Here is a 538-nt window from a genome sequence, read left to right on the forward strand (position 1 = left end):
TGAAGAGAAAGTACCAGACAATTCCGGAGCGCAGGGCGGCGCCTGAGGCCAGCGCTGTCGAGAGCAGGAAGGTTATGGATAGATAGGCAACAACCCTGCTGTCCAGCTTTGCAGCTGCATAGCCAAACGCCATGGTTCCGACAAGCGAGGTGGCCAGCCAGGCCAGGGGCGCATCGCGGAGCACAAAGTTGTTCAAAGCCAGGCCCACCACAGGGATGAGAGCCAAACCGGTTCCGGTAAAGGCCACCCCGGCTGGCCGCAGCCGCCGGCTTCGCGCATGCACAGCCAGCCCGCCGGCGTAAAACATGCCGGAAACAATGCTCACGCCCGCAAACCGTGGGGTCTGCGATATTGCCAAGCCGATGAAGAGTGAGGCGGCGGCAACCAGCAGGAGGCAGGCAGCGTACAGGGTGATGTTGATGTTGCGCAGGTCCCTGCGGTGTTTGCGGGCTTCCTCTTCCGCCTTCAGAGCCGCAAGTTGCTTGGGACCGGGAGTCACGGCCGTAGGAGGCGCAGGCCGGGCGGGAGTGGACAGGGA

1 pseudogene is annotated in these 538 nt (G+C 63.2%); it reads right to left on the reverse strand.

The annotated features are described in order from the left end of the window. A pseudogene (locus tag CXQ90_RS21870) lies at positions 1–499 on the reverse strand (hypothetical protein); the annotation flags it as partial. Positions 500–538 lie beyond the last annotated feature (39 nt).

Source organism: Arthrobacter sp. ZGTC131, assembly GCF_002929275.1.
Lineage (GTDB): Bacteria > Actinomycetota > Actinomycetes > Actinomycetales > Micrococcaceae > Arthrobacter.